5 protein-coding genes are annotated in these 5,241 nt (G+C 61.8%); all 5 read right to left on the bottom strand.

The genetic code is table 11. The annotated features are described in order from the left end of the window. Positions 1 to 131 precede the first annotated feature (131 nt). On the bottom strand, positions 132 to 1,028 hold the full coding sequence (locus ACCD00_RS30120) for a LysR family transcriptional regulator (protein WP_413428850.1): 897 nt from the start codon (positions 1,026 to 1,028) through the stop codon (positions 132 to 134). 307 nt (positions 1,029 to 1,335) lie between these two features. Beyond that, positions 1,336 to 1,962 (bottom strand): isochorismate family cysteine hydrolase YcaC, encoded by a 627-nt coding sequence (ycaC, locus tag ACCD00_RS30115; RefSeq protein WP_007991021.1) that lies wholly within the window; start codon positions 1,960 to 1,962, stop codon positions 1,336 to 1,338. Between the two features lie 64 nt (positions 1,963 to 2,026). Then, complete coding sequence (locus tag ACCD00_RS30110; RefSeq protein WP_413428849.1) at positions 2,027 to 3,865, bottom strand: amidohydrolase; 1,839 nt, start codon at positions 3,863 to 3,865, stop codon at positions 2,027 to 2,029. Continuing rightward, positions 3,865 to 4,473 (bottom strand): antibiotic biosynthesis monooxygenase, encoded by a 609-nt coding sequence (locus ACCD00_RS30105; protein WP_413428848.1) that lies wholly within the window; start codon positions 4,471 to 4,473, stop codon positions 3,865 to 3,867. Before ACCD00_RS30105 ends, ACCD00_RS30110 begins: the two co-directional genes overlap by 1 nt. Then, positions 4,466 to 4,882 (bottom strand): DoxX family protein, encoded by a 417-nt coding sequence (locus ACCD00_RS30100; RefSeq protein ID WP_413428847.1) that lies wholly within the window; start codon positions 4,880 to 4,882, stop codon positions 4,466 to 4,468. Before ACCD00_RS30100 ends, ACCD00_RS30105 begins: the two co-directional genes overlap by 8 nt. Between the last annotated feature and the right edge of the window lie 359 nt (positions 4,883 to 5,241).

Here is a 5,241-nt window from a genome sequence, read left to right as displayed (position 1 = left end):
GGGGGGGGGGGGGCCCCCCCCCCCTGCCCCCCCCTGGGGGGGGCCCCCACAAATTTTCCCCCCAACACACCCCCCAATCCCCCCCCAAAGCCCGCTCCCACAGGTTCGCTTGAGTCAGGCACTCCGCGTTTTTACACCCCACCCTCAACCCGATCCAGGCGCTCGCGCAAGAACTCAACCAGCGCCTGCACCGGCCGCGAACTCTGCCGGTGTTGCGGATACACCGCAGACAACGTCAGCGCCTCCGGCCGGAAATCCCCCAGCACTTGCACCAGCCGTCCATCCTTCAGTGCCGAACCGACAATGAACGTCGGCAAATACGTGATCCCCAGCCCGGCGATGGCCGCATCCTTGAGTACTTCGCCATTGTTGACCCGCATCCGCCCGCTGACGTTGACCGTCAGCGGCTTGCCCTGCCCGGCAAAACGCCATTGCACCTGTCGACCATGGCCGTACGGCAGACAGTCATGACCGTGCAAATCCTCAGGTTTGAGCGGAGTACCGCGTTCGGCCAGGTACGCCGGGCTGGCGCAATACACCCGCTGGATCGACGCGATCCGCCGGGCAATCAACGTCGAGTCCTCGAGCGTACCGATGCGCAACGCCAGGTCGTAACCCTCACCCAGCAAATCCACAGGCCGATCGCTCAAATCCATCTCCACCGTCACGTCGCGATAGCGCTGCAAAAATACCGGCAGCAGGCACCCCAGATGTGCCAGTGCGAACGACAGCGGCGCACTCACACGAATGGTTCCCCGTGGCTCGGTGGTCTGGCCGGCAATGCCCTGTTCCACTTGTTCGACTTCGCTGAGCAGGCGCAAGGCTGACTCGTAATAGCTTTGCCCCAGCGGCGTGACATCCAGCCGCCGGGTCGAACGATTGAGCAATCGCACGCCCAGGCGCTCTTCAAGTTGCATCAAGCGGCGGCTGACAAACTGCTTGGACAGGCCCAATTGATCGGCGGCCGAAGTGAAGCTGCCGGAGTCCATCACCTGGCAAAAAATGCGCATATCTTCGAAGGGGTTCATTGTCACTTCCCGGTTGACAGTCAAGCATTTTATAGCTGTTTTTCCCTTCCAGACACACTATTAATCTGTGTTCAAGGCGCGGTGTGGCGACGGGCTTTTCTGTGGTGGCCGGCTGTAGCAGGATGTCATCGGCGCACTCGGTGGCGGTCAGGAAAGGTGGTTTTCCGGGGTGGTTGCTGAGTCGCTGAGCGACTGTGAACACAAAACCCGGTGGGAGCGGGCTTGCTCGCGAAAGCGGTGTGTCAGGCAACATTGCTGTGTCTGACACTCCCTCTTCGCGAGCAAGCCCGCTCCCACAGGTCAGGTCTTACTTGGCGGTAAATTTCATGTAGCTGTTGATCAGGTTGCGGTAGTTCGGCAGGCGTTCCGACAGCAGGTTGGCCAGGCCTTCCATGTCGTTGCGCCAGTCGCCTTGCAGCTCGCAGGCCACAGCGAACCAGTTCAGCAGGTGAGCACCGGCAGCCGACATCCGCGCCCAGGCCGCTTGTTGCACGGTGGTGTTGAAGGTGCCGGAAGCGTCGGTCACCACAAACACCTCAAAGCCTTCGGCAATGGCCGACAGGGTCGGGAACGCCACGCACACGTCGGTCACCACACCCGCGATGATCAGTTGCTTGCGGCCGGTAGCCTTGATCGCCTTGACGAAATCTTCGTTGTCCCAGGCATTGATCTGGCCCGGGCGTGCAATGAACGGCGCGTCCGGGAACTGCGCCTTGAGCTCCGGCACGATCGGGCCGTTCGGGCCGCTGTCGAAGCTGGTGGTGAGGATGGTTGGCAGCTTGAAGAACTTGGCGATGTCGCCCAGCGCCAGCACGTTGTTCTTGAACTCGTTGGGCGAGAAATCCTGTACCAGCGAGATCAGACCGGTCTGGTGGTCGACCAGCAGCACAACGGCATCGTCTTTGTTCAGGCGTTTGTAAGGAACGTTGCTCATTTGAAACTCCTCGGAGGGTGGTGAGGTGAAGCGTCGACCACGATGGCCGACGCTTTGTTGAGACTCAGAACGCGAAGCAGGAACAGCCGAAGGCGCCCCAGAAGCCGGCGAAGTCACTCACCGGCACGTTCGACATACGGGCCTTCTCATGGCTGTGGGTATGCACGGCGCACGGGCCGCTGCACTGGTGAACCTGCGCCTGCAGCGGCGCGTTCGGCCGCCAGTGCCCCGGAACCTTCGCCACCGGCGACCAGTCCGGCAGCACCGGCAGGCTGACAGGCCCGAGTTTTTCGAAGTCGCCGGCACCGTAGACAATCTTGCCGCCGACCACGGTCAGTACCGACTCGATCCACTTGATCGCTTCTTCCTCGACGCTGAAGAAGTCCGCGCTCAGTGCGGCCAGGTCCGCCAGTTGCCCGACCTTGATCTGGCCTTTGTTGCCCTGTTCCGACGAAAACCAGGCGCTGCCGTGGGTAAACAGCTCCAGTGCCGTGGTGCGCGGCAACCCTTCCTCGTACAGCGCCAGACCGCCGACGGTACGGCCGCTGACCATCCAGTACAGCGATGTCCATGGGTTGTAGCTGGAGACTCGGGTGGCGTCGGTACCCGCACCGACCGGCACGCCTTCGGCGAGCATGCGCTTGATCGGCGGCGTGGCTTCGGCGGCCTGCTTGCCGTAGCGGTCGACAAAATATTCACCCTGGAACGCCATGCGATCCTGAATCGCAATGCCGCCCCCCAGCGCCCTCACCCGCTCGATGTTCTGCGGGGTGATGGTTTCGGCATGGTCGAAAAACCACGGCAAGCCGTTGAACGGAATGTCGCGGTTGACCTTCTCGAACACGTCGAGCATGCGGCTGATGGATTCGTTGTAAGTCGCATGCAGACGGAACGGCCAGCGTTGCTCGACCAGGTGGCGCACCACGGGCTCCAGTTCGGCTTCCATGGTCTGCGGCAAGTCCGGGCGCGGTTCGAGGAAGTCTTCGAAGTCCGCCGCCGAAAACACCAGCATTTCCCCGGCGCCGTTGTGCCGCAGGAAATCGTCGCCCTGGTGCAGCTTCACGCTGCCGGTCCAGTTCTTGAAGTCGGTCAACTCTTGCTTCGGTTTCTGGGTGAACAGGTTGTAGGCGATACGGACGGTCAGTTGCTCGTCCTTGGCCAGTTGCTCGATGACCTGGTAATCGTCCGGGTAGTTCTGGAAACCGCCGCCGGCATCGATGGCGCTGGTCAGGCCCAGGCGATTGAGTTCGCGCATGAACTGACGGGTCGAGTTGACCTGATACTCCAGCGGCAGCTTCGGCCCCTTGGCCAGCGTCGAGTAGAGAATCATTGCGTTCGGCCGCGCCACCAGCATGCCGGTCGGGTTGCCGTTGGCATCACGCACGATCTCGCCGCCTGGTGGGTTCGGTGTGTCACGGGTGTAACCGGCGACACGCAGCGCTGCGCGGTTGAGCAAGGCACGGTCGTACAGGTGCAGAACGAACACCGGCGTGTCCGGTGCCGCCTGGTTGAGTTCTTCGAGAGTCGGCATGCGCTTCTCGGCGAACTGGAATTCGTTCCAGCCACCGACCACCCGCACCCACTGCGGCGTCGGCGTGCGATCAGCCTGCTCCTTGAGCATGCGCATGGCATCGGCCAGGGACGGCACACCTTCCCAGCGCAGTTCGAGGTTGTAGTTCAAGCCGCCACGGATCAGGTGCAGGTGCGAGTCGTTGAGCCCGGGGATCACACAACGACCCTTGAGGTCGATCACCTGTGTGTTCGCGCCACGCAGGGCCATGGCTTGTGCATCGTTGCCGACCGCGACGAAGCGCCCGTCGCTGATCGCAACGGCGCTGGCGAGCGGTTTTTCGCGGTCAACGGTATGGAATTGACCATTGAACAGAATCAGATCGGCGTTCATCACGGTTCCTCGTGTAAAGCGGCGGGAGACAGCCAGGGCGCGAACAGGCGCGTCGCCATGGGCATGAACAGGTAGACCACAGAAACCACGATGGTCAGGGTGATCAGGAACGTGGCGACCACGTAATTGGACAGAAAGATGTTGAGTTTGAGCAGCGGCCCCCAGAGCAGCGGCACCAGCAAGGTGTGCGGCAGGATCACCAGCAGCGTCACCACCGCCTGCTTCCAGCGCGGCGGTGGCGTACCGGCTTCGGCTTGGGGCGAGAACCAGAACTCGTTGACCGGATTGACCTCGGTCTGGTCGCCATCGGCCAGCATCGGCGCAGCTTCGTCGACCAGCGCCTGGCGCTGTGGTGAATCGAGCCAGTTCTGCATCGCCTCGGTCGAGCAAAAGCGCAGCACGCAAGTGTAGGTGTCGAGGCCGGCGTTCTTGCCGCGCACCACATCCACGCCCAGGTGCCCGTCGCTCTGCGCGGCCACCTTGACAATGTTGCGCAGCCAGGCTGCATAAGGCACTTCGAAACCGGCCTTGACCCGGTGTTTGACGATCAGCGTCACCACCTCATCAGGCCCCGGACTTGCCGGCTCACGGCGATTGGATTCAGACATAACGCAAGGCTCCGGCGAAACGGACATTGAGTGCCAGGCGTCCCGGCCCGGCGATGAAAATGCTGGTGAACACAATCAACAACAGCCAGCCGAACTGGCCTTCGAAGAGTGTCCACTGCGGATGCACGATCAACATCGACACCCACAGCAGAAACAGAATAGGCAAACACGCCAGACGCACCAGCAACCCGACGACAATCAGCAGTGGGCATACGACCTCGGCGAAAATCGCCAACACCAGCGTCAGGTTCGCGCCCAGATGGAAAGGGTCTTCGATGTTTTGCAACTCGGCACTGTAGTGAAGCAGCTTGGGCAAACCATGTACCCACAACAGGAACAACCCGCCGCTGACCCGCAGGAACAGCAGCCCCCAGTCTTGCGCCCGATCATCACGTCGCGAAGCGTCCATGGCCTACCCGCACAAATGAATAACCACCGGCGACCAGCCGCCGGCACAGGGTTAAATAGTGCCGGGGCAGGAGGGGGAAAAATTGAATGTACGTGCTCTGTTTGCAATGTGGGCCGAGAACTGCCCAGCGATGCAGATCCCTGTGGGAGCGAGCCTGCTCGCGATGGTGGATTGTTGGGTGGTGTGGATTTTTGAGGGTGTACATATCCATTGCTGCGGTAACGGCCACTTAGGGTTCCGCCCTTACGGCGGGTCACTTTGAAAAGCGCAAAGTAACCAAACGCTCTTGCCCCTGACGTTCGGTGCCTCGCCAAGGCTCGGCATTCCCTCGCTCCGGTCCTGCTCCGTGGGCCCGCCGC

Origin of the sequence: Pseudomonas sp. Pseusp3 (genome assembly GCF_047304225.1) — a bacterium.
Lineage (GTDB): Bacteria > Pseudomonadota > Gammaproteobacteria > Pseudomonadales > Pseudomonadaceae > Aquipseudomonas > Aquipseudomonas fluorescens_CD.
Note: the sequence above shows the minus strand (reverse complement) of the source record. Positions and strands in the feature narration are given on the sequence as shown.

Excerpts from the sequence above, each read along its gene's own strand:
- ACCD00_RS30110 (WP_413428849.1), bottom strand. The coding sequence starts at position 3,865 with ATGAACGCCGATCTGATTCTGTTCAATGGTCAATTCCATACCGTTGAC.
- ACCD00_RS30105 (WP_413428848.1), bottom strand. The coding sequence starts at position 4,473 with ATGTCTGAATCCAATCGCCGTGAGCCGGCAAGTCCGGGGCCTGATGAG.
- ACCD00_RS30120 (WP_413428850.1), bottom strand. The coding sequence starts at position 1,028 with ATGAACCCCTTCGAAGATATGCGCATTTTTTGCCAGGTGATGGACTCC.
- ACCD00_RS30100 (WP_413428847.1), bottom strand. The coding sequence starts at position 4,882 with ATGGACGCTTCGCGACGTGATGATCGGGCGCAAGACTGGGGGCTGCTG.
- ycaC (WP_007991021.1), bottom strand. The coding sequence starts at position 1,962 with ATGAGCAACGTTCCTTACAAACGCCTGAACAAAGACGATGCCGTTGTG.